The organism is Alitiscatomonas sp. (assembly GCF_037242085.1).
In the GTDB taxonomy this organism is placed as follows: Bacteria; Bacillota; Clostridia; order Lachnospirales; family Lachnospiraceae; genus Alitiscatomonas; species Alitiscatomonas aceti.
In genome coordinates this window covers 1-22,923 of the sequence record NZ_JAXXBR010000041.1, presented here as the reverse complement: position 1 = coordinate 22,923, position 22,923 = coordinate 1, and the positions used below count along the sequence as shown (strand labels likewise).

The following is a 22,923-nucleotide window of genomic DNA, read 5'->3' as shown; positions in this document are numbered from 1 at the left end:
ACTCATCCCTCTTTCTTGCGGACCGTTCCATAATCTGGCTTCACGGCACAGCCGATCCCCAGCCCCCCCGGTCCGATGTGGCAGCTGACACCCAGGGACAGGGGATCGCACATCACCTGCTTTCCTGGAAATGCAGCCTCGATCTCCTTTACCCAGCTTTCTGTTTCTGCCTCTGATGCGCTGGAAGCCGCCAGGATATGGACAGCCCCGGCCTCATATGCCTCCTGGAACCTGGTTTCGATCTCCTGCTTCATGGCTTCGATCATGATTTTTCTGGCTTTTAAAAAGCCGTGGCACTTTTTAAAGGAATCCAGCTTCCCCGTGGCCAGCTTAAGGACCGGCTTAATGTTGAACACAGCGCCTAAGGCTGCTGCTGCCGGAGTGATCCGTCCTCCTTTTTTCAGATACTCCAGAGTCTGGACGCCGATATAGATCATCATCTGGTCCGATGCCCGCTCCAGAAGCTCCCGGATCTCTTCAGCCGTATACCCCTTTTCCACCAGCTCCAGCGCGTCCAGGACCATACGGTGCAGAGGCGTCGCCACCTGGCCGTGGTCCACCACCAGGACTCTCCCCTCATACTTCTCGTCCCGGGTCAGGGCATATGCCGTCTCGCAGGAGCCGCTGAGTCCGCTGCTGATGGGCATATACAACACCTTTTCATACTCAGACAGAACCCGGTCCCATAAAGCCGTCACCTCCGCCGGAGACGGCTGGGAGGTGGAGACGTCTGCTCCTTCCTTTAATTTTTCCAGAAACTCATCCCTGTCCAGGTCTACGCCCTCATACAGGCAATGGCCTTCAATATAAAACGGCATGGGCAGGACAAAGATCCCCCGCTCCGACGCCTCCTTCTGACTGATTCCGCTGCAGCTGTCTGTTATAATCCCCACTGGCTTCATAAATTTCTATTTTCCTTCCCTTTCATTGACAATTATAATACACTATGATACATTTGTGTCGTCCAACTTACTGTAACAACTGTAACATCATAGCTGGGGGCCGTCAATGTTTCTTTTTCATGCCTGTACAAAATATACGCTTTTTGTAACCTCGTCCCCAGAGCCAGAAAAGGAGACCGTATGAAAAACCTATCTAATAAGGAAGCCAATAAGGTCACCAGGGAATGCCTCCAGACCGCCCTGATCCAGCTCATGAGCCAGAAGCCCTTTGAAAAGATCACCATCACCGAGCTGGTCCGCCGTTCCGGTGTTTCCCGGACAGCCTTTTACCGCAATTATGAATCCAAGGAAGAGATCCTGAACGAGGTATGCCGCTCTTTTATCGACAGTCTGTCTGCCTCCTTCTCCGATCCCACCTTCCAGAAGGATCCAGTCCTCTGGTACCGCTGTTTCTTCCAGGATATATGGGACCACGCCATGCTGTTCGGACTTCTCCTGGAGGCGCATATGCTCAATACCTCCGCCTTCACCTCTTCCTATTCTCTCGTAAAAAAAGACCACGATGGGGAGCCGGCCTCCCTGTACCGGTATCTGGCATGGGAAGACGCGTTCTCCACCATTGTGGTCCGCTGGTTCCAGGGCGGGAGGAAGGAATCCATTGATTTTATGGCCGAATTCTGCTCCCAGGTCCTGGTATTTTAGTTTCCGGGCTATTTATAATTTACGATCTTTCCAAAATCTGCCTTTAAGGAAGCGCCGCCCACAAGGCCTCCGTCGATATCCTTCTGTGCAAACAGCTCAGCTGCATTTCCTGCATTCACAGAACCGCCGTACTGGATACGGATCGCCTCTGCCGTCGCCTCATCATAAACCTCGCCGATGCAGGCACGGATCGCTGCGCAGACCTCTTCTGCCTGCTCTGTGGTGGCAGTCTTTCCGGTTCCAATGGCCCAGATGGGCTCATAAGCGATCACTGCCGTCTTTGCCTGATCTGCAGTCACATTCTGGAATGCGATCTTCACCTGCTTGCGGATCCAGTCCAGGGTGATGCCCTGTTCCCTCTGGGTCAGAGTCTCACCGCAGCAGATGATGGGAGTCAGGCCGTGCTCAAAGGCCTTTAATACCTTCTTATTAACCGTCTCGTCGGTCTCTGCGAAGTATTCCCTTCTCTCAGAGTGGCCAATGATCACATATTTCACACCGGCGTCGGTAAGCATACTGGGAGAGATCTCTCCGGTGAATGCCCCCTTTTCCTCAAAGTACATATTTTCTGCTCCAACGGCGATATTGGTGCCTTCGCAGGCCTTTACCACCGGAATGATATCGATGGCCGGAACGCAGAACACCACGTCAGCCTCTTCTGTTTTTACCAGGGGCTTTAAGGTCTCCACCAGGGCCACTGCCTCTGTGGGAGTCATGTTCATTTTCCAGTTTCCGGCGATGATCTTTCTTCTTGCCATTTTATTTATCCTCCTTGATCCATACCCTTCCTATACGCGCATCGGCCGCCTTCGGCTCCGATGCGCCAGGTGTCTTTCACGGGTGGTCCCCATCGTAAAATCCGTATTTTTTTCCGGTCTACTTATCGTCGGCTGCTACGACTCCAGGAAGTGCCTTTCCTTCCAGGAACTCCAAGGATGCGCCGCCGCCGGTGGAGATGTGGGTCATCTTGTCCCCGAAGCCAAGCTGGTTCACAGCCGCTGCGGAATCGCCGCCGCCGATGATGGTGGTGGCGTCTGTCTCAGCCAGGGCTCTGGCCACAGCAATGGTCCCGGCTGCCAGGGTCGGGTTCTCGAATACGCCCATGGGTCCGTTCCATACTACGGTCTTCGCATTCTTTACAGCATCGCTGTAGATCTTGCATGTCTCCGGTCCGATGTCCACGCCCTCTTTATCTGCGGGAATGGCATCTGTGGAAACGTATTCCACGTCAACCGGTGCGTCAATGGGACTGGGGAATGCGGAAACCACAGTGGTATCCACTGGAAGGAGCAGCTTCTTGCCCAGCTTCTCTGCCTTTTCCATCATTTCCTTACAGTAGTCCAGCTTGGAATCGTCCACCAGGGAATTTCCGATCTCTTTGCCCTGGGCCTTTAAGAAGGTGTAGGCCATGCCGCCGCCGATGATCAGTGTATCGCATTTTTCCAGTAAATTGGAAATTACGTTTAACTTGTCGGCAACCTTTGCGCCGCCTAAGATGGCAACGAAGGGACGCACCGGATTCTCAACGGCGTTTCCAAGGAATTCGATCTCTTTCTGCATCAGATAGCCCACTGCATTGGAGCCGCCCTTTTCTGTGATGAATTTTGTAACGCCGGCCACAGACGCATGGGCGCGGTGGGAAGAACCGAAGGCATCGCATACATAATCATCTGCCAGGTCTGCCAGCTCACGGCTGAATCCCTCGCCGTTTTTTGTCTCCTCAGCGCCGCGGAAACGGGTATTCTGAAGTAAGATCACGTCGCCGTCCTTCATGGCCTCTACTGCCTTTGCAGCAGCTTCTCCGGTTACATGGTAGTCGCTTACGAATACGACCTCTTTTCCTAACTTTTCAGAAAGGCTCTTTGCCACAGGAGCCAGGGACTCGCCCTCGTTGGGGCCGTTCTTTACCTTGCCCAGATGGGAGCAGAGGATCACCCTTCCGCCGTCGTTCATTAATTTTTTAATGGTGGGAAGAGCTGCCACGATCCTCGTCTCATCGGTGATCGCACCATCTTTTAACGGTACGTTGAAGTCGCAGCGCACCAGGACTCTTCTGCCTTTTACGTTGATGTCGTCGATGGTCTTCTTATTTAAAGCCATGTTCCATTCCTCCTTATTTTTCCGATGATTCCATTATATCATAAAAAATGGGTCCGGTCCATTCCAGACCGGACCCTAAGTGAGTCAAAACCAGCCAGAATTAAGCATTCAGTAATTTACCGAAGTGCTTGATGGTACGTACCATCTGGCTTGTGTAGGAATTTTCGTTATCGTACCAGGAAACCACCTGAACCTCAGAAGTATTCTCATCGATGGGAAGGACCATGGTCTGGGTCGCATCGAACAGGGAGCCGTACTTCATGCCGATGATATCGCTGGAAACGATCTCGTCTGTATTGTAGCCGAAGGACTCGTTGGCAGCAGCCTTCATAGCTTCATTGATGGATTCCTTTGTGGGCTGTCCCTTAACAACGGCTGTTAAGATCGTTGTGGATCCGGTCGGGGTCGGAACACGCTGTGCGGAACCGATGAGCTTGCCGTTTAATTCCGGAATAACAAGACCGATGGCCTTTGCAGCGCCTGTGCTGTTGGGAACGATATTGATGGCAGCCGCACGGCTTCTTCTCTTGTCGCCCTTTCTCTGCGGTCCGTCCAGAGTCATCTGATCGCCGGTGTAGGCGTGGATGGTGCACATGATACCGGACTGGATCGGGTAAGCATCGTTTAATGCCTTTGCCATGGGTGCCAGGCAGTTGGTCGTACAGGAAGCAGCGGAGATGATGTGATCATCCTTGCTTAACTGGTCGTGGTTTACGTTGTAAACGATGGTCGGGAGATCGTTTCCTGCCGGAGCGGAGATGATCACGTGCTTAGCGCCTGCATCGATATGAGCCTGTGCTTTTGCTTTGGAGGTGTAGAAGCCTGTGCACTCTAACACTACGTCTACGCCCAGCTCGCCCCACGGAAGCTCTGCTGCGTTGGCCTTTGCGTAGATCTTGATCTCTTTTCCGTCAACGGTGATGGAATCCTCGCCGAAGGAAACCGTATCTGCCAGTGCGTATCTGCCCTGGGTGGAGTCGTATTTTAATAAGTGTGCCAGCATTTCCGGAGAAGTTAAGTCGTTGATGGCAACGATCTCAAATCCCTCTGCGCCGAACATCTGTCTGAAAGCAAGACGGCCGATACGGCCAAAGCCATTAATTGCTACTTTAACTGCCATATTTTCATTCCTCCTAAAATGATTGCTGTTATTTCAGCCTCGATTGTTAAATATTAATCAATTTAGCATGTATTATATATGACTCTTCGGGAAATTGCAAGACTTTTTTTTCGAAATAACTTCTTGTTTTTTCTTGCAACTTGCTGCTTTTTTCCTTATACTGGTGATACATAGAAAAATATCCTCTTTTTTCAAATAAGAAAGGCATGATCCATGCTTCCGAAGTTCAAAAAATTGTCTTTAGAAAAACAATTATTTCTCAGCTTTTTCTCTGTTTCCGCCTGTCTTCTGGTGCTCTCCCTGGGGATCAGCCTGTTTTATAACGTAAACAGACGGAAGGCGGAGATCGATTCCCTGATCAGCGGGGTGGCCGCCTACGCCGCCTCCATGGACCAGGTGATCCACATGCTGGATTCCGGCTATCCGGACAGGGAAACCGCAGCGGCTCTGGACGGGCTCCATGAAAACTTTCCCGATCTGAATGTCATCGCCATCTACGACAGGAACCTCCTGCGGTTTTACCATACGACCCGCCGGGAATCCGGAGAAAGCCTCATAAACGGCGAGGAGCAGGCGGTGCTTTCCGGCAGCGGTCCTTATATCACCACTGGGATCGGTACCCACGGAACCCAGCGCCGGGCCTTTCACGCGGTCGTGGGCAACGACGGTGCCATATCCGGCTTTGTCATGGCCTCAGCGTTTTCCACCTATATCGCCGAGCAGTCCCGGCAGATCTTTTCCGTTTACGCGGCTGTGCTGGTCGTCATGCTGGTAGTCAGTTTTCTGCTCTCCCACGGCACGGTGCGGCTCCTGCGCTCCTCCCTTATGGGGTATCACCCCCAGGAACTCCTGAGGCTTTACCTGCGCCAGGATACGGTGCTCAATGCCATGGAGGAGGGGATCCTCGCCTCTGATCTCACCGGTACGGTGGTCTTTGCCAATCAGCCCGCAAGGGCCCTGTTCCCTCCTGGGGAGGAGCCGCTGGGCCAGCCCATCGGCCGGCTGTTCCCGGCCACCAGAGCCCAGGAGATCCTAAAAACAGGAAGTCCGGTCATGGGACAGGGCTGCTCTCTTTCCGGTCATCCCCTGATCTGCAGTGAGATCCCCATTGGGAATCTCCCGAAGATCCAGGGCGTCCTTACGATCCTCAATGACCGCTATGAGGTGGAGACCCTGTCAGACGAGCTGTCCGGCGCCAGGTCCATGCTGGACACCCTGCGGGCCTTCAATCATGAATTTCTGAATAAGCTCCATGTGATCCTGGGCTATCTCCAGACCGGCCAGACCCAGCAGGCCATCACCTTCATTACAAACAGCAGCCTGGTATCCAGCCAGGCTATCCGTCAGACCGCCGACTGCCTCCGTGTCCATCAGATCTGTGCCCTTGTGGTAGGCAAGATGATGCACGCCGCAGAGCTGGGGATCCTGCTCACCGTGTCTCCCGACAGCCGCTGCATGGGAAAGGATCTGGTCATGGACGTGGGCGACTGTGTGACCCTCGTGGGAAATCTCCTGGAAAATGCCATCGAGGAGCTCCATGGCTCCAAAAAGGAGATCCGCGAGATCACCCTGGGGATCTACGCCAGCACCGAAGGCACAGTCATCACCTGTGAGGATACGGGCCGCGGGATCCCGGCGCCGGTCCTGGAGCGGATCTTTGACAACGGTTTTTCTACTAAAGGAGAAGGCCGGGGCACAGGTCTCCACCTGGTCCGTCAGATCGTGGACCGCTGCGGCGGAGAGATCTCCATCGACACCGAGGAGGGCGAAGGTACCTGCTTCACTCTCACTTTTACAAGAAAGGAATACCAATGATGTATCACGTCATGATCATTGAAGACGACCCGATGGTGGCCTCCATCAACCGGCAGTATGTGGAAGCCACCCCCTCGTTCCAGACAGACCGCGTCTTTAAAAGCGGCGCTGAGGCTCTGGAATACCTGAAGGACCATACAACGGACCTGATCATCCTGGATTATTATACTCCCCTTATGAACGGGGATGTATTCATCGACCGGCTCCATGCCATGGGAAAAACTCCTGCAATCATCATGGTCACCTCCGCCAATGACACCGATATCGTCCGCTCGCTTTTAAGCCGGGGCGTTCTGGATTATCTGGTAAAGCCCTTTGAATACGCCAGGTTCCGGACGGCCCTGGAGCGGTTCGCCGCCCAGCAGGAATATCTGCAGGGCGCCAGGCCCAGCCTGAGCCAGAATGCCATCGACCAGCTCTTTGCCGGGCCCGATCCTGCGGCAGATTCTGTCCCCCAGCTTTCCAAGGGACTCAATGAAGCGACCCTGAACATGATCCGCCGGTTCCTTGCGGAGCATCCGGAGGATCTCTTTACCAGCGAACAGATCGCGGAGCAGATCCATCTGTCCCGGATCACCATCCGCCGGTATATGAATTATCTGGTGGATATCGGAGAGATCGTCAGCTCCATTGACTATAAGACCGGAGGCAGGCCGTCCATTCAGTACAGCCTGGGCCGCCGGAATTATACGCTTTAAGGCCGGCGGGACTACGAAACTTACGAAAGTCTGTTACATACTTACTAAAATTGACTTTTCCTCCACGGCAATTTATACTTTTTTTATAAATTGTTTATGTTTATAAAAAGATTGGAGGATCTTAATTATGGCAGACATTATCAGTTATTTCGGCACCTACACGCCGGCTGCCGACGGAGCTGCTGCATCGTTCAAGTTTGAATATTTATGCACGCTCGGTTTCGCAGCCATCGTCATCTTTCTGGGGCGTGCCATTGTGGCGCGCTCCGCACCTTTAAGAAAGTACGCGATCCCGGCTCCAGTGGTTTCCGGTATTATCTTTTCCATCCTGGTCTCCCTGATCAAGGGCATGGGCATCGTGGATATTTCCTTTGACGCTTCCCTGATGAAGGATCTGACCCAGAATATCTTCTTCTTATGTGTAGGCTTTGGCTTCAGTGCAAAAATGCTCCGCCATGCCGGAGGAAAGCTCTGTGTGATGATCGCCTTCGCGGCATGTCTCCTCATCACATGCCAGGATCTCCTGGGCTACGCCTTGAGCCAGCTTCTGGGAATGCATCCGCTTCTGGCTCTCCAGTGCTCTTCTGCCGCTATGTCCGGCGGCGTAGGCACAGCGGCCGCCTTCGGCCCCATTTTTGAAGGCTGGGGCGCTCCCGACGCCACCACCATCGGCGTTGCGGCCGGTACCATGGGAAATATCATGGGCTCCCTGATCGGCGGACCTGTGGCAGCCTTCTTGATCGCAAAGCACGGTCTGAAGTCTGACCCCAACGATAAGCCGGAGGCAGCGGCCACCGGAAAGGTTCCGGAATTAAACAATACAAAAATGATCATGATGTTTGCCCTGACTCTGCTTCTCGCAGCCCTTGGCATGCCTATCTACTGCCTGCTGGACAACATCCCCATGATCGAAATGCCGAAATTCATCGGCTGCCTGTTCGCAGGCGCCATTGCAAGAAACGTCATGGAGGCTGCCGGCATTAAATTCTACGTACCCGAGGTAGACGCCATTGAGCATATGTTCCTGGAGCTTTACCTGGCTCTGGTCCTGATGACAACCGATTTCACAAAGCTGGCTCCTGTGGCCGGACAGATGAGCATCATCCTCATTGCCCAGGGCATCTTCATGGCTCTGTTCGGGATCTTTGTATCCTTTAACCTGTTTGGACGGGATTACGGTGCAGCCGTTATGACCGCCGGAAACATCGGCTGGGGCTGCGGCTCCGGATCCAACGCCGTTGCCAATGAGAAGGCCCTGATGGACCAGTATGGCTGGCACAACATCGCATGGGTATTATATCCGTCCTTTGCCGTTATCATCGACGATATTTATAATCCCATTTTCTTATCACTCTTTGGCGGCCTCTTTAAAGGCTGATCGTAATTTGACATTTTCCTGTATTCGTTTTACAGTTTACCTTCCCTTTTTAAAGACAGGCCGGCAGCCCCCAACTGCCGGCCTGCTTCTTTTTGCACGGTGCCGGCCAGAGCCCCGGCCAAACAGTTTCAAAAAACCGGTTGTATCTCCGGCGGCTTCCGTGTTATGATGAAAGCAGCTTTGCTTTGAGATCCGTTTGAGAAATGGAATGGTGTAGACGAATGATCAGACATTTTTTTGCCGCCTTCGCGGCAGTTACTGTATTTTCCCTGGCTGTCTCCGGCTGCAGGACCGCTTCCCTGGCATCTCCCGAGCCATCGGAGGACCAGCCAGCCGGCCGTCTCCGCATCCTCACCATCGGCACTGCCGACAGCGGAGGAACTATGTACCCGGTGGGAAAGGCCATCGCCCAGGCCATCAGCCAGGCTGATGCCTCCATCACCGTCAACCTCAGCGCCTCCGAGGGCTCCGTCTCCAACGCGCTGGCCCTGCAGAACGGAGAGATCGATCTGGGGCTTGTGAGCGGAGACGTGGCTTACGCAGCCTTAAACGGTCAGCAGGAGTTTGAAGGCGCTCCCTGCCGGGACCTGCGGGTCATTGCCGCCGTATATCCCAGCCTCTCCAACTGGATCGCCCCCTCTTCGCTGGGGATCTCCTATGTCCATGAGCTGAAGGGCAGGCGGATCGCCATTGGCCCCCAGGATTCCTCCACGGCGCTTTCCGCCAGGATCGTCCTGGACGCAGCCGGCATCACAGAAACCAACTCGATCCTGAAAAATGATGGCCTGGGCTCCGGATCTGAAGGGATCCTCAGCGGTTCCCTGGATGCGGTCCACGGGTTTGCCGGCGTTCCCATCAGCGGCTTTTCCCAGCTGGCTGACGCCATGCCCTGCACGATCCTCCGGTATACAGACCAGGAGCTGGACTCCATCCTAAGTGAAAACTATTTTTATTACAGAGACGTGATCCCGGCCAAAACCTACCCGGGACAGGACCGGGACGTGGATACCTTCGGCATCAAATGCCTGCTGTGCGTGGATCAGGATATGGATGAGGGACTGGTTTACGAACTGACGTCCATCCTATATGAAAACGCCGGTTCCCTGGGCCGGCAGCACCCCTCTCTTTTCGCCATGTCAAGAGACCGGTTCATGTATTCAGCCCTCCCCATTCCCCTGCATCCCGGAGCGGAGCGGTTTTACTGGGAAAAGGGATTGTTATCAGAAACACATGGAAAAATGGAATAAGAAAGGAATCAGTATGATATCAGACTGTCATGTACACACAGAATTTTCCGGCGATTCCAAAGCGCCGCAGAATGCCCAGGTCCAGGCAGCCCTGGAACTGGGCATGAAAGAGATCTGTATCACGGACCACCACGACCCCGGCTCGTCCCAGATGACCCATATTGACTTTACCCTGGATCTGCCCGCCTATCTCCGGGCCCTGGAAGACACAGTCCAGGCCTTTGAGGGGAAGATCCGCGTCCTTAAGGGGATCGAGCTGGGCCTCATGCTCCGGGAGAAGGACATTCTCACCCGCCTGGGCGCAGAGCTTCCTGTGGATTATATCATCGGCTCCAGCCATTTCCTGGACGGTCTGGACGTCTACGATCCGGTCTGCTACCAGGGCCGCAGCGAATACGCCTCCTATTTCCGGTATTTTGAATCCACCCTGGCCCGGATCCGGACCCTGGACTGCTTTGACAGCCTGGGCCATCTGGATTACATCGTCCGCTATGGCCCGGGCCGCAATGAAAATTATGATCCCATGGATTACATGGACATCATCGACGAGATCTTAAAGACCCTGATCCACCGGGGAAAGGCCCTGGAATGCAACACGGCCGGCTTCAAATATGGTCTGGGCCACCCCCATCCCCAGGAGGAGATCCTCCTGCGCTACCGGGAGCTGGGCGGAGAGCTCCTGACTGTGGGCTCCGACGCCCATACTCCTGGCCAGGTGGGCGGCTTCTTTCCCCAGGCCGCTGAGATCCTGAAGTCCTGCGGCTTCCGGTATTATACTGTCTACCACCAGAGAAAGCCCGTATTTTATCCCCTGTGAGCCTGGTCTTATTTTTTCTTCATCGCCTGCTCCACATCCTTGTGGAACTGGTCCCAGGCATCCTCATGGTCCACAAAATATTTGGGACAGATCTTTCCCGTCACGTCATAGTGGCGGATCACGTCCTCGGGCTTCAGCTTAAATTCCGTACAAAAATACGCACACAGCTCCACCAGGGACTCATATGTACTGTCGTAAAACTTCCCCGTCTCATCGGGATGGCAGCACTCAATGGAAATGGTATCGCTGTTTCTGTGGTTGGACGCATAGGCCACCTCCGTAAGGGGAACGCACTGGACCACCTCTCCCTCCAGCCCGATCACAAAGTGACTGCTGGCTGATGTGGCGTTTTCCCCGGTCTGGTCCTTCAGCTGCTCAAAATAGCTCCTGTTTTCCCTGGCCGTGCTGCATGGATTTGCCACATAATGGACCACGATCCCCCGGACCTCCTCCAGCGGCTTCTGGGGCCTGGAATACGGATTGGGAGTCAGAAGGTCCACCTTCACATACTCCGGCACCTGCACCTCCCCCGGATCCACCTGTTTTTTCTGGAATACATTTTTAAACAGCACGATCACCGCTGCCAGAATGATCACAGACGCCGCCGTAAAAAAGCCTGCCAGGATCAGCTGGCGGATCCGCTCCTCCTTTTTTCTTTTGATCCGCCGCATTTCCCTCCTCAGCCGTCTCTCCTCATCTTCTCTCTCCATGACTCATATCCTTTCCTTTTTCTCCTGTACTTCACACGCCGGACTGCCGTTTCCCATTTCTCCGTCCATTGCCAGGGCTCTACGGCTCCAGAGGTTCCATGGCCCCGATCCCCAGGCCGCCCCGGGCAGAATCCATGTCCGGACCAGAAAGTCCTTCCCTGTATACAGCCAGGCTTACGACCTCCGTCAGAGGCACATATACGGCTTCATTATGGAGGCTTTCCATAATGTAGGCCATGTCCTCCTCCATCCGTTCCCCGTCGTTCTGTACCAGGGTGTCCCGCATGATCACATCCAGCTCCCGCTTTCCGCTCATTCCGCTCTGTACCAGATGGAATTTATCCCCCGGAGACGCCATGCAGAAAAAGCTGCCATAGGGTTCATAGGGGATCCCCCAGGTCCTGGAAAGCAGAAGGTCGAACTGGCCCGACTGCCAGCTTTCCTCATAAGCCGCTCCCGTCTGGGGAACCAGATCCACCTGGATCCCGGCCGCTTCATACTGGGCCTTTAACAACTCTCCCACCTGGCCGTTTCCGGCAATGGAATCGTCGTATACCAGCCGGAGCTCCAGCCGCTGGCCGTTTTTGGACCGGATGGTCTCTCCCTCCGCATAGGTCCAGCCTGCTTCCTCCAGGATCCTTCCTGCCTCCTCCAGATCCTGGCCATAGGGAGCGATCCCCACGTCCGTTCCGGGTACTCTCCAGGAAAAATAGGAACCCGCCGGTTCCTGGAGCCCTCCATAGACCTTTTCCGAGATCTCCTCACGGCCTGCGGCATACTCCAGGGCCAGGCGCACTGCCTTATCTCCCGTCACCGGCCCCGCTGTATTCAGGTTCAGCACAGAAATGCTGGACGAAGGAGCCGACGCCGTCTGGAATCCGGCTTCCTCAAGCTCCTTAAAAAGCTCCGGTGTGATATGCTCCGAGTCCACCATCACATCCGCCTCTCCGGCCTTCATGGCCTCAGCGGCCTCTTCTGCGCTGGAGCATACCACTGTCCTTAAATACCGGAAGCCCGGCTTTTCTCCCCAGTAGGCCTCATTGCGCTCAAAAACGGAATATTCGCCCTCCACGTACGTTTTCAGCTTCCACATCCCGGTACCCAGGGTGGAAAAACCATTTTCCTCTTCCGGCTCCGCCAAAGCTCCCGCACTCTGATAAACATCACCCTCAGCCGCAAAGCCTTCGTCTCCCATCATCCCGAAGGGATAGCTTCCGGCCAGGTCGTTTAAAAGGGACGGGGCCGGAGCCGTTAAATGTACCGTAAGCGTCGTCTCGTCTGCGGCCTCCACAGAGCTGACCGCCGCCAGGGACGGCAGATATGGATAATATTCCCTGTGTCCCAGGACCAGATCCATATTTCTTTTGGCATTTTCCGCTGTAAACGGGCTCCCGTCGGAAAATTTTACGTCCGGCCGCAGATGAAAGGTGTAGGTGAGCCCATCGCCGGATATCTCCCACTCCCTGGCCAGCTCCGGCACCGGAACGCCGTTCTCCATGGCCGTCAGCCCCTCATAGACCCAGTCCAGGGCATAGGCCGGGCTTTCTCCCGTATACGGGTTTAAGGTTCCCGTATCCTCAAACACAGCCACTGTAAGCATCCTGTCCTCCAAAGCCTCCTCTTCGGAGACCGCCGTTTCTGTTTCCTCTGACTGCATCTGGCCAGTGGTCCCGGCCGCTGTTTTATCCATATCTCCGGCATCCCGGTTCCCGCAGGCCGTCATGGCCGCCACTGCAGCCGACGCCAGAAGTCCCCATGCCAGTCTCATCCCACGCTTCATATCAAGTCCCTCCAGATCATGTCCATAAAAATGTATGGTACAAGTATGGCACGGAATCTTTCGGAATGCAAGCGACAAAAATCTTAATATCCCGTCCGTGACCACATCACAGAAACTGCTTCCCTCATATGGTAGGATATCCCCATCAAAACACGGAGGAATGCTTATGAATCCAGTCAGAAAACACCCCAGAAAAGCCTTTGTGGACCAGAAAAGCTGCGTGGCCTGCGGCTGCTGCGCCAAGGTCTGTCCCATGAACGCCATCCAGATCTTCCATGGGATCATGGCCCGGGTGGACATGGGAAAATGCGTAGGCTGCGGCAGGTGCGCAAAGGAATGTCCGGCCAGCGTCATCACGATCCGGGAGGCGGCACGGTGAACATGAAGAAAAAATGGTACGACTATCTCTGGATCCTGTCCCTGGCATATCTGGCCCTGGGCTTTTTCAACATCATGGCCGCCTGGCTGGGACTGCTCTGCTTCTTTATTCCGCTGATCATTTCCATGGTCTCCGGCACCAAGGGCTACTGCAGCCGGTACTGCGGCAGAGGGCAGCTTTTTGGCCTCCTGGGCGGACGCTTCGGTCTTTCCCGGAAAAAGGATATCCCCGGCTGGATGAAGAGCCGGTGGTTCCGGTACGGCTTCCTGGCCTTTTTCCTTGTGATGTTCATGCAGATGCTTTTTAACACCGCCCTGGTCTTTTCCGGAGTCCGGGATCTCAACCAGGCGGTGACGCTCCTGTGGACCTTCCAGGTCCCCTGGCACTGGGCGTATCATGGGACCCGGCTCCATGCCGGAGCGGCCCAGTTTGCCTTTGGCTTTTACAGCGTGATGCTGACCTCCACCATCCTTGGCCTGGTGACCATGGTCCTTTTCAAGCCCCGAAGCTGGTGCGTTTACTGTCCCATGGGGACCATGACCCAGCTGATCTGCCAGGCAAAGCACCGCCCTTAAAACTTCATCCGCTTTTTTAAATGGCATATGTCAATTATATTCTTGACATATGCCATTTACCGTCGTATACTGAGAGAAGAAAGCAGATCTCATATGGGGAGGTGGATATCATACCAAGACCAAGAAAATGCAGAAAAGTATGTCAGCTGCCCCGGATCCAGGAATTCCACCCTCTGGGGCCTCCGCCCTGCGGACCGGCAGTTGTCCTTAACGTGGATGAATACGAAGCCATCCGTCTCATCGACCGGCAGGGCTTCTCCCAGGAGGAATGCAGCGCCTATATGCAGGTGGCCCGGACCACGGTCCAGATGATCTACAATTCTGCCAGGAAAAAGCTGGCGGCGGCGCTGGTGGACGGTCTCCCGCTCCGGATCGAGGGAGGCTCCTACCAGCTCTGCGACGGAAAAGAAGAAGCCTGCGGCTGCGGCGGATGCAGAAAGCATCTGCGGGCCTGCAGCCAGAAAACTCTTATGGAGGAGGAAGCTCATGAAGATCGCAGTCCCATTGGATGAAAATAAAAAGGACGTGTGCATCGTCCTGGCCCGCGCGCCCTATTTCCTGTTCCGGGAAAATGGGAATGACGCCATCGTCCCAAACCCAGCGGCCCAGGCCCAGGGCGGAGCCGGGATCCAGGCGGCCCAGTTCCTTGTGGACAGCCAGGCCGATGCACTGATCACCGTCCGGTGCGGCCAGAATGCCGCCCAGGTCTTCCAGGCCGCCGGGATAAAGCTCTATAAATCCGCAAATAAAGCCGCTGCGGACGATCTGGCCGCCCTGGAGCAGGGGACGCTGGAGGAACTGACCCAGTTCCACGGCGGATACCACGGCATACAATGAAGATCGCCTGCTTAAGCGGTAAGGGCGGGGCCGGAAAGACCCTAACAGCCGTCAATCTGGCGGCTGCGGCAGAAAAAGCCGTCTACATCGACTGTGATGTGGAGGAGCCCAACGGACGGCTGTTTTTCCGTCCGGACCATGTGGAGACAGAGACCGTCTGTTCCCTGCTCCCGGAGTTTGATGCCGGAGCATGCACCGGCTGCCGGGAATGCGTCCAGTTCTGCCGGTTCCACGCCCTTATGTATGTCAAAGATAAACCCATGGTCTTTTCTGAGGTCTGCCACAGCTGCGGCGGCTGCAGCCTGGTATGTCCCAAAAAGGCCATTACTGAAAAGAAAAAGCCCATAGGGATCCTGGAGACAGGCGACAGCCAGACGGTCCGCGTCGTCACCGGTATCTTAAACCCCGGAGAGGCCTCCGGCGTCCCGGTGATCCGTGAGGCCTTAAAAAAGGCAGAGGGCCTCACCATCATCGACTGCCCGCCGGGAAGCGCCTGCAGCGTCATGGAAAGCGTCATGGACGCAGATTTCTGTATCCTGGTGGCCGAGCCCACAGCCTTTGGCTTCCACAATTTCCAGATGGTCTTCCAGCTCGTCTCCCTGCTGGGAAAAAAATGCGGCGTGGTCATCAATAAGCAGGAGGCCCCCTGGGAGCCTCTGGAACGCTTCTGCCGGGACCAGGGCCTTCCCATCCTGGCCCGGATCCCCTACGATCCCCAGATCGCAGCAATGGCTTCGGACGGACGTATCGTTTCCAGGGAGGATCCCCGGCTCCGGGAAATGTTCTCCCATATCCTTCATACGATCGGAGGCAGCTTATGAAACGTCTTTTGATCTTAAGCGGAAAGGGCGGCACCGGAAAGACCACCACCGCGGCGGCCTTCATCCGCTTTGCCGGGGCAAAGGCTGTGGCCGACTGTGATGTGGACGCCCCCAACCTCCACCTGGTAACGGAGATCTCCGGAACTCCTGATATCTCTGATTTTCTCGGCGGAGATAAGGCTGTCCTGGACACAGAAAAATGCACTGGCTGCGGCCTCTGCCAGGCCCATTGCCGCTTTGATGCCATCTCCCGGACGGACGGAGTTTATGCCATCAGTGAATACGCCTGCGAGGGCTGCGGGGTCTGCGCCCATGTATGTCCCAGGAATGCCATCCGCCTGGCTCCCGACACAGCCGGACGAAAGGAGCTTTACACGGACGGCGGCGTATTTTCCACTGCCGTTCTGAAAATGGGCCGCGGAAATTCCGGAAAACTGGTGACAGAGGTAAAAATGGCTATGCTGAAGCATGCGCCGGAAACAGATCTGGCCATTGTGGACGGCTCCCCGGGCATCGGATGTCCGGTGATCTCCTCCGTCAGCGGCATGGACCTGGTCCTGGTGGTGGCTGAGCCCAGCCGCTCCGGGCTCAGCGATCTGGAGCGGCTGGTGAAGACCGCCGAAACCTTCCAGACAAAGCTAGCCGTCTGCGTCAACAAATGGGATGTGAGTCCGGAATATACCAGGGCCATCCAGGAATTCTGCGAGAAAAAAGGGATCCCCTTTGCCGGAACCGTTCCCTATGACCACCATGCGTCAGAGGCCATCAATCAGGGAAAAAGCCTGGCGGACATCGACTGCCCGGCCCGGGACGCTTTAAAAAAAATCTTTGATACCGTATGCCGGCTTCTATAACAGCCACGGGCTCCGGAGCCTTTCCGAAGCCCCCACAGACCAAATAAAATCTATCAGAAAAAGGAGAAACCATCATGAAAATTGCAGTAGCAGCCATGGGAAACACCGTAGCAGGCCATTTCGGCCATTGTGAGAATTTCATTTTCTTCGACACCGCAGACGGAGCCATCACCGCAGTCAATTCCGTCCCCAATCCGGGACACCGTCCAGGCTTCCTGCCCAACTTCCTGGCCGATCACGGAGCGCAGGTCATCATTTCCGGCGGCATGGGCGGCGGCGCTGTGGATATCTTCAACGAGCGCGGCGTAGAGGTCATCGTCGGCGTACAGGGCGATGCCACCGCCGCAGTGGAGTCCTATCTGAAGGGTGAGCTGGTCTCCACCGGCTCCATCTGCCATGAGCACGAGCACGCAGACGAGTGCGGAGAGCACCACTAGATCATTTTATGGAAGAAACGGCGATGCAGCCTGGCTGCACCGCCGTTTTTTTGCCTGGAGGCCGCTTTCCCCAGCACACACCATCCTTCTGATCCGCTCTGCCCCCGCGCCTGCCGCCTCCCTGCCCGGACAGCACCAGGCTCCAGCCTCCGGTCTCTCCCATGGATTTCCGCAACTGTGACCTTATCACGGAAATCCAGGACAGGTCCTGGTATACTGATATCAAACAAAGGAAAGGAGCTGGCGGTATGGCAGCTATGAATATGAACAGAGAACAATTTGATGAAATGATCCGGAGCGGAAAGACCTTCCTGGTGGATTACTGGGCGCCCTGGTGCGGCTACTGCCGGAAGATCGAAGTAGCCTACGAGGCAGTTTCTGAGACCTGGGGCAGGTCCATTCCCGTGGCTAAGATCAACATCGATGAGGAAAAGCAGCTTTCTGACAGCCAGGGCATTGAGATCATCCCCACGCTGGTGCTTTATAAGGACGGAAAGGCTGCCGCCACGCTCCGGGTCCCGGAATCCAGGGACATGATCGAGCAGTTCTTAACGGATTCCCTGGAAGCAGCCAGTGAGACGAGTGATCCTGAGCCCTCCCGCGTTTACGATACTGTGATCATTGGCGGAGGCCCCGCAGGCTATACTGCGGCTCTTTACGCAGCCCGGGCCGGACTGGATACCATTGTGGTGGAAAAGCTGTCCGCCGGAGGCCAGATGGCTCTGACCCACCAGATCGACAATTATCCTGGCTTTGAGGACGGCATCGATGGCTATACCTTAGCTGAAAAAATGAGGAAGCAGGCAGAACGGTTCGGGGCCTCCACCCTGTACGCCGAGGTGGTCCGGGCGAAGCTGGAAGGACAGCCCAAGGCCGTGGAAACCTCCCAGGGCACCATTTACGGAAGGACCTTGATCCTGGCCACCGGAGCCAGCCCCAGAGAGCTGGGTGTTCCTGGTGAAAAAGAACTGACCGGCCGGGGCGTGGCCTACTGTGCCGCCTGTGACGGCATGTTTTACAAGGATAAGACCGTGGTGGTGGCCGGAGGCGGCAATTCCGCAGTTGCAGATGCCCTGATCTTAAGCCGCATCGCAAAGAAGGTGATCCTGGTCCACCGCCGGGATACCCTGCGGGCCACAAAGATCTATCATGATCTTCTTCAGGAAACTCCCAATATCGAGTTTTGCTGGAACAGCGTGGTCACAGAGCTGCACCACAAAGAAACACTTACGGGAATCCGCTTAAAGGACGTCCACACAGGTGAAGAGACCGACCTTCCCTGCGACGGTATCTTTGTGAGCGTGGGCCGCAAGCCCTCCACCAGCCTGTTTGAGGGCCAGCTGGAGCTGGATAAGGCGGGCTATATCGCTGCCGGTGAGACCACAGAGACCAGCGTTCCCGGCGTCTACGCCATCGGCGATGTGCGGACCAAGCCCCTCCGCCAGGTGGTGACCGCCGTTTCCGACGGAGCCGCCGCCGTCCATATGGCAGAGACGTATCTGGCGGAAGCTGGGAGATAGACGGTTCTCCTTACACAGTCGTTCTTATAAAATTGAGTCAGGGACGGTGGAAAAATTCAGTCTTCCAACACCACAGTACATACTGTCCCCGTATATAGTTGTTTCAATAACTGTCATATACTGGCTGATAAACACTAGCTTAATCATAGGATACACAATATTTGTATCCTCAAAACATAATTCTTACTGTATAACTGAAAAAAGACGGGCAAAAAGCAATTGCTTCTCACCCGTCTTTTTCCTCCTGCATGAAAGCTACCCTGTTTTACTTTTTTAGTCGATACCGCTTCAAAAGCTGCTGCCTTTTAGTTATCTTCTGCTTTCTTTGCCATAATCTGTTTCCACGCATGCAGTGCCAAAGCCACCGCAATAACAGCATAGCATACGAACACACGGAAGTATTCTCCTAGCTGTGCATTGTCAAACAGATTCTTTCCCGCAAGCGGAGATATGATAAACATCGTATGGAACAGCAATGCACCAAGAATCGCATGACCAATGTTGGCTTTCTTGATGGACGCGCCTCCCACCAGTAAAGCAGCAATGGAAAAAGTACCTACATTTTCATGCGCTGTATAGGTAGTAAAATTTCCAATATCCTGGATAAAAACCAGCTGCCCTAAAGCCGCCAGCAAGGTTGAAATCATAATTGCCATAATACGGATCTTATCTGCCGGAATACCCATAGAAACAGCGATGGTCTGACTTTGGCCTACTGCATGAATGTCACTCCCCAATTTTGTCCTTGAAAGAAAATTAATGGCAAGTCCCACCGCCCCGATCAGAAGGCCTGTAACCACTGGTACATCAGTAAAATTCAAAGCAAACCGTACTGTTTCAGAAACTGTCAAAAGAATATGATATCCTACAAGAGAGAACACTGCAATATAAAGTTTATACTGCTTTTTCCAGTCGATCTTCTCCTTCTTCATCTTAAAAATTAACTGTCCCACAAAAAAAACTGTGGCAAGAATCAAAATTATATAAAGAGCTTTTTCAAGAGAAATCGTCCACAGCTTATTCATCGCTCCCTTTGTCTCTCCATCCAGGTTGATGGGAGTCGTAAGCCCGATCCCGTTAGGCAATAAAAGCGTCTGATTCTTTACCGGAATAACTGGTCCACATAAAAACATAAAAACAAGATCATATACTCCTTTTGCAAAGAATCCTAAAATCATACCCGTAATCATTTCCTGCCCTTTTGTATGATTAAATAAGCGTCCTGTCAGATTTCCAAAAAACAGTGAGAGCGGAACACTGACTATAAAAGCCAAAACGAGTCCGACTACCCCTGTTACAGAAAAATTCATAGAAACCATAATTCCGATCTGTGCCGCCATAGCTCCCAGGACAATACTGAAATTCATTCCCATTCCGGCCCAGACTGGAACCAACAGTGCCAAGATCAATATCAGATTCCGAAACAGTCTGGAAGAAATCTCTCCTACCACATAGGGCATGGGCTGATCCGCCAGGACAATCCCGGCAATACAGATCACAACAAAAAGTATGGTAACCGCGTTATTAACCAGAATCTTTTTTAATAATCCTGTAAAATTTGTTTTCTCACTATGTTCCATCAGCGTTTCCCTCCCTGCATCCGGGATAAGGCATACAAAATGATCCCGTTGCTTACAATGGTCCGCACAACCTCCGATAAATTCCCCTCCGGAATCAAGCTGTTGGCGACTGGTGTTGCGATTGCTAACATGCTCTGGAACATAATCGTTCCAAAGACCACATGGAAGACTGTAACCCGGCTTGGTGTTGCCCCACCAATTAAAACTGCTGCAATAGCTGGAAATGCCATCATAAGAGGCGCATTATACAGCTGATAGAATCCAAAGCCCTGAGCATAAATGATAATTCCAATTCCACCTAGAATTGTAGAAATAACCGTTGCCAGTGTTCTCATGGAATCCACATGAATACCATTGGCCCTCGCAAATTCTGGATTTGATCCCACTGCTTTCATCATGAGCCCAAGACGGCTTCTCATAAATAACCATACAAGGAAACTGAACACCGAGATTACCAGGATCAATCCTACTGGTATCTCTACTCCTGCAACAGAAAACGCCCATAAGTTATTTAGAGCCCTGTCATACCACTTCTCCAATGTAATCGTTGTACGGAGTCCATCTCCGATGGGCCACACAATCGACGGATGGTTAAATGGAAGAATCAGCCAGCCAATACACATTAATGCAACCACAGAAAATCCCACATAGGTGGATACCATCATCTCACTGCCTTTTACCCGGTTAATCAACTGGCTATACGCAAGACCAGCCAAAATGCTGAATGGGATAGAAATGACCATGGCTGCAAAGATACCGCCCACTCCCGTCATATCAAACTGCAAGCTGATCATACCTGCCAAAAGCCCACATTCTATTCCCAATGGAAGAGCAAAGTTCATCCCTGTTCCCGCCATGATTCCCGGCACCATTGCCAGTCCTAAAACCATATTGATTCCCACTCGTACAATACACTGAGAAAAGGTAAGGGGAGCCGGAATGTCCATAAGAAACATCAGAACAATCAAAAGACCAAGAAAAGCCATGATAATCAGTCTTGGAAATCCAAAGGCACTTATTTTATTCTTTATTCCTGTCATTGCTGTTCTCCTTTCCTTCTCCCGACATCAAAAGTGCAAAGTCTACATTGGGAGAATCTGGCTTCAATATTCCCTGAACAATTCCCTGGCCAATAATCGCAATCCGGTCACAAACAGACCGTAATTCATTCAATTCACTGGAAGTCATTACGATTGTAATTCCCAATTCCTTATTAATTTTTACCAGATAATTTAAAAGAATCTGCTTAGCTCCAATATCAATACCTCTGGTAGGCTCCGATACAAACAAAATCTTTGGTTTTGTGATTAATGCTCTCGCAACACATACCTTTTGCTGATTTCCCCCCGAAAGCCGTCCTACCGGTTGTTCTGGTCCAGTACAACGGATATCCAGCTCCCGAATCATCTCATCGACAATCTGACCAGAGCTTTGGCTGTCGAACTGACTGAAGAAAACATACTTCTTTAAAAAGTGCCGATTAACCCGCATATCTGTATAGACCATATTTAAAGAAATCGGTTCCTCTAAAAGAAGCCCTACACCCTTTCTATCCTCTGACACAAAAGCCATTCCCTTTTTAAGAGCTTCACCAACTCTTCCATATTGAAGTTGCTTTCCCTCATAGGTTACTGTCCCTGTGGCTGGATACATACCAAAGATTCCATTGGAAATACTGGTTTTTCCATGGCCTGCAAGCCCACCGATTCCAAAGATCTCTCCCCTTTTCACACGAAAAGAAACGTCCTTACTCTTTTCGCCAGGCATATTTACCTTGAAATGGGATACCTCCAAAATATAATCTTCAGGAAGGTTTCTATTTACATTAATGAGACTTTCTGCCTCCAGCTTTCGTCCCACCATTAACTCAGCAATTTCATGTTTATTGGTATTGGCTGTTTTTTCAGAAAATACCATCTGCCCATCTCTTAAAATCACTACAGAATCTGCCAGTTCCATAACCTCGTCTAATCGATGGCTGATAAATATTACCGCAATCCCCTCATCGGCAACCTTTCTGATACATTCCAAAAAACGTTCTGCTTCGCTTTCTGTAAGAACTGCTGTCGGTTCATCAAGCACAAGAAGTTTCAAATTTTTTTTATCGATTTCTCTGGCAATCTCCACAAACTGCATATGGCCTACAGGAAGTTTATCCACGGTCGTCTGGGGATTTATCTCCATTCCCAAACGTTTAAGAGCCTTTTTCGCATCGCCAATAATAGCTCCCTGATCCAATAATTCGTAATTCTTTCCAGCAATCCTGCTGACCACGGATGGAACCAGGTTTTCACGATTTAATTTAATATTTCTCGCAACAGTAAATCCTGGAAGCAGCATAAATTCCTGATGGACCATCCCGATCCCCAAAGCCATCGCTTCCTGGGGAGATTGGATCTGCACATTTTTTCCTTCAAAGATAATCTCTCCTTCATATCCTCCGGTGTCGTGAATCACGCTCATTCCAAAGAGAATATTCATCAGAGTGGATTTTCCCGCACCGTTTTCACCGGCAAGAGCTACCACCTGTCCCGGATAAATCTCAAAATTGACCCCATCCAATACCACATTTCCAGAAAAACTTTTTTTTATATTTTTAAAATGAAGGAGAGCCTGACTGGACATATTTACCCCTCTTTCTATTAGATCGG

At 53.0% G+C, this 22,923-nt stretch carries 23 protein-coding genes and 1 pseudogene; 15 read left to right on the top strand and 9 right to left on the bottom strand.

The annotated features are described in order from the left end of the window. Window positions 1–2: 2 nt before the first annotated feature. The gene (locus WIH05_RS02230) at window positions 3–902 is read right to left on the bottom strand and encodes a DegV family protein (protein WP_337424917.1); all 900 of its coding nucleotides are present in this window, start codon (window positions 900–902) and stop codon (window positions 3–5) included. Between the two features lie 180 nt (window positions 903–1,082). Between WIH05_RS02230 and WIH05_RS02225 the strand changes: the two genes are divergently transcribed. After that, complete coding sequence (locus tag WIH05_RS02225) at window positions 1,083–1,604, top strand: TetR/AcrR family transcriptional regulator (protein ID WP_337424916.1); 522 nt, start codon at window positions 1,083–1,085, stop codon at window positions 1,602–1,604. A gap of 8 nt (window positions 1,605–1,612) precedes the next feature. Here WIH05_RS02225 and tpiA read toward each other — a convergent pair whose 3' ends face one another. The 3 genes from tpiA to gap all read right to left on the bottom strand — a co-directional run bounded on the left by tpiA (window position 1,613) and on the right by gap (window position 4,824). Continuing rightward, complete coding sequence (gene tpiA, locus WIH05_RS02220; protein ID WP_022273850.1) at window positions 1,613–2,362, bottom strand: triose-phosphate isomerase; 750 nt, start codon at window positions 2,360–2,362, stop codon at window positions 1,613–1,615. Between the two features lie 118 nt (window positions 2,363–2,480). After that, the gene (locus WIH05_RS02215) at window positions 2,481–3,704 is read right to left on the bottom strand and encodes a phosphoglycerate kinase (protein ID WP_022273851.1); all 1,224 of its coding nucleotides are present in this window, start codon (window positions 3,702–3,704) and stop codon (window positions 2,481–2,483) included. Between the two features lie 100 nt (window positions 3,705–3,804). Continuing rightward, window positions 3,805–4,824: a type I glyceraldehyde-3-phosphate dehydrogenase gene (gene gap / locus WIH05_RS02210; RefSeq protein WP_022273852.1), complete on the bottom strand. Its 1,020-nt coding sequence runs from the start codon at window positions 4,822–4,824 to the stop codon at window positions 3,805–3,807. Window positions 4,825–5,058: 234 nt separating this feature from the next. Between gap and WIH05_RS02205 the strand changes: the two genes are divergently transcribed. From WIH05_RS02205 to WIH05_RS02185, 5 genes are all read left to right on the top strand, one after another. Continuing rightward, the gene (locus WIH05_RS02205) at window positions 5,059–6,639 is read left to right on the top strand and encodes an ATP-binding protein (RefSeq protein WP_337424915.1); all 1,581 of its coding nucleotides are present in this window, start codon (window positions 5,059–5,061) and stop codon (window positions 6,637–6,639) included. After that, window positions 6,636–7,337 (top strand): response regulator, encoded by a 702-nt coding sequence (locus tag WIH05_RS02200; RefSeq protein ID WP_022273855.1) that lies wholly within the window; start codon window positions 6,636–6,638, stop codon window positions 7,335–7,337. Before WIH05_RS02205 ends, WIH05_RS02200 begins: the two co-directional genes overlap by 4 nt. Window positions 7,338–7,464: 127 nt before the next feature. Next, window positions 7,465–8,715 carry a sodium/glutamate symporter gene (locus tag WIH05_RS02195; protein ID WP_022273856.1) on the top strand — a complete coding sequence of 417 codons (1,251 nt, stop codon included), beginning with the start codon at window positions 7,465–7,467 and terminating at the stop codon, window positions 8,713–8,715. Window positions 8,716–8,936: 221 nt separating this feature from the next. Further along, window positions 8,937–9,962 (top strand): TAXI family TRAP transporter solute-binding subunit, encoded by a 1,026-nt coding sequence (locus tag WIH05_RS02190; RefSeq protein WP_022273857.1) that lies wholly within the window; start codon window positions 8,937–8,939, stop codon window positions 9,960–9,962. Between the two features lie 13 nt (window positions 9,963–9,975). Continuing rightward, complete coding sequence (locus WIH05_RS02185) at window positions 9,976–10,779, top strand: histidinol-phosphatase HisJ family protein (protein WP_337424914.1); 804 nt, start codon at window positions 9,976–9,978, stop codon at window positions 10,777–10,779. Window positions 10,780–10,787: 8 nt separating this feature from the next. Here the strand turns inward: WIH05_RS02185 and WIH05_RS02180 are convergent, their stop codons facing one another. Continuing rightward, on the bottom strand, window positions 10,788–11,489 hold the full coding sequence (locus tag WIH05_RS02180; protein WP_022273859.1) for a peptidoglycan recognition family protein: 702 nt from the start codon (window positions 11,487–11,489) through the stop codon (window positions 10,788–10,790). A gap of 79 nt (window positions 11,490–11,568) precedes the next feature. Next, window positions 11,569–13,269 carry an ABC transporter substrate-binding protein gene (locus tag WIH05_RS02175; protein ID WP_337424913.1) on the bottom strand — a complete coding sequence of 567 codons (1,701 nt, stop codon included), beginning with the start codon at window positions 13,267–13,269 and terminating at the stop codon, window positions 11,569–11,571. Between the two features lie 166 nt (window positions 13,270–13,435). On the opposite strand from WIH05_RS02175, the gene WIH05_RS02170 reads away from it, so the two are divergent. From WIH05_RS02170 to trxB, 9 genes and pseudogenes are all read left to right on the top strand, one after another. Further along, window positions 13,436–13,648, top strand: a complete 213-nt coding sequence (locus WIH05_RS02170; RefSeq protein WP_022273861.1) for a 4Fe-4S binding protein — start codon at window positions 13,436–13,438, stop codon at window positions 13,646–13,648. Window positions 13,649–13,650: 2 nt separating this feature from the next. Next, on the top strand, window positions 13,651–14,223 hold the full coding sequence (locus WIH05_RS02165) for a 4Fe-4S binding protein (protein WP_022273862.1): 573 nt from the start codon (window positions 13,651–13,653) through the stop codon (window positions 14,221–14,223). A 20-nt stretch (window positions 14,224–14,243) separates the two neighbouring features. Then, on the top strand, window positions 14,244–14,735 hold the full coding sequence (locus WIH05_RS02160) for a DUF134 domain-containing protein (RefSeq protein WP_337424912.1): 492 nt from the start codon (window positions 14,244–14,246) through the stop codon (window positions 14,733–14,735). Further along, complete coding sequence (locus WIH05_RS02155; RefSeq protein WP_337424911.1) at window positions 14,710–15,060, top strand: NifB/NifX family molybdenum-iron cluster-binding protein; 351 nt, start codon at window positions 14,710–14,712, stop codon at window positions 15,058–15,060. The genes WIH05_RS02160 and WIH05_RS02155 overlap by 26 nt, the downstream gene beginning before the upstream one ends. After that, the gene (locus tag WIH05_RS02150) at window positions 15,057–15,881 is read left to right on the top strand and encodes an ATP-binding protein (protein WP_022273864.1); all 825 of its coding nucleotides are present in this window, start codon (window positions 15,057–15,059) and stop codon (window positions 15,879–15,881) included. Before WIH05_RS02155 ends, WIH05_RS02150 begins: the two co-directional genes overlap by 4 nt. Beyond that, window positions 15,878–16,735 carry a 4Fe-4S binding protein gene (locus WIH05_RS02145; protein ID WP_337424910.1) on the top strand — a complete coding sequence of 286 codons (858 nt, stop codon included), beginning with the start codon at window positions 15,878–15,880 and terminating at the stop codon, window positions 16,733–16,735. The genes WIH05_RS02150 and WIH05_RS02145 overlap by 4 nt, the downstream gene beginning before the upstream one ends. Window positions 16,736–16,809: 74 nt before the next feature. Continuing rightward, on the top strand, window positions 16,810–17,172 hold the full coding sequence (locus WIH05_RS02140; RefSeq protein ID WP_252207460.1) for a NifB/NifX family molybdenum-iron cluster-binding protein: 363 nt from the start codon (window positions 16,810–16,812) through the stop codon (window positions 17,170–17,172). A gap of 161 nt (window positions 17,173–17,333) precedes the next feature. Continuing rightward, a pseudogene (locus WIH05_RS02135) lies at window positions 17,334–17,714 on the top strand (thioredoxin family protein); the annotation flags it as partial. An 18-nt stretch (window positions 17,715–17,732) separates the two neighbouring features. Next, window positions 17,733–18,692 carry a thioredoxin-disulfide reductase gene (trxB, locus tag WIH05_RS02130; RefSeq protein ID WP_337424918.1) on the top strand — a complete coding sequence of 320 codons (960 nt, stop codon included), beginning with the start codon at window positions 17,733–17,735 and terminating at the stop codon, window positions 18,690–18,692. Window positions 18,693–18,997: 305 nt separating this feature from the next. On the opposite strand, the gene WIH05_RS02125 is transcribed toward trxB, so the two are convergent. The 3 genes from WIH05_RS02125 to WIH05_RS02115 all read right to left on the bottom strand — a co-directional run. Then, window positions 18,998–20,272, bottom strand: coding sequence for a hypothetical protein (locus tag WIH05_RS02125; protein WP_022272164.1), 1,275 nt, complete (start codon window positions 20,270–20,272; stop codon window positions 18,998–19,000). Then, entirely contained in the window at window positions 20,272–21,312 is a 1,041-nt protein-coding gene (locus tag WIH05_RS02120) for a hypothetical protein (RefSeq protein ID WP_022272163.1), read from the bottom strand. Before WIH05_RS02120 ends, WIH05_RS02125 begins: the two co-directional genes overlap by 1 nt. After that, window positions 21,293–22,923 (bottom strand): sugar ABC transporter ATP-binding protein (locus WIH05_RS02115; RefSeq protein WP_337424909.1); only part of this gene is annotated, 1,631 nt, incomplete at its 5' end. The genes WIH05_RS02115 and WIH05_RS02120, both read right to left, overlap by 20 nt.